Below are 451 nucleotides of genomic sequence, written 5' to 3' on the forward strand. Positions count from 1 at the left end.
CCGCGGGTGCGTGCGTTCTGCCGGGGCAGGTGGGGGTTCACTCGTCCTCCCGCGCGAGTCGGACGGCCAGGGCCTCGGGTCAGCTTAGAACTCCCGGCGGAATGATCTGGCCGCTCCGCCTGTGGTCGCGCACTTCCCGGCTGGGCGCGATGGGGATGTTCTCAGAGCGGCAGCGTCGCGCGGCCGAGGGCGCGGCGGGCTGCGGGGAGGGCCGCCTCGCGCTCGGCGGCGACCAGACCGACGCGGGTGCGGCGGTCGAGCAGGTCGCCCTCGTCCAGCGCGCCCTCGTGCCGGACCGCCCAGGCCAGTTCGGCCGCGATCGTCGCCGAGCCCGGTGCCACCGGCTCCAGCAGCGACGGGTCCTCGGCGGCCAGGGCCATGACGTCGCGGGCCTCCGTGCCGTACCGGTGGACCAGGTGGACCGGCGCGACCAGCCGGGCCAGGTCCGCCG

1 protein-coding gene is annotated in these 451 nt (G+C 76.7%); it reads right to left on the reverse strand.

Going from position 1 to position 451, the window contains the following annotated elements:
• Positions 1-161 precede the first annotated feature (161 nt).
• Positions 162-451 (reverse strand): glycerol-3-phosphate dehydrogenase C-terminal domain-containing protein (locus ACFFNX_RS35040; RefSeq protein ID WP_378210217.1); only part of this gene is annotated, 290 nt, incomplete at its 5' end.

The sequence above is a fragment of the Actinoallomurus acaciae genome (assembly GCF_042429965.1).
In the GTDB taxonomy this organism is placed as follows: Bacteria; Actinomycetota; Actinomycetes; order Streptosporangiales; family Streptosporangiaceae; genus Actinoallomurus; species Actinoallomurus acaciae.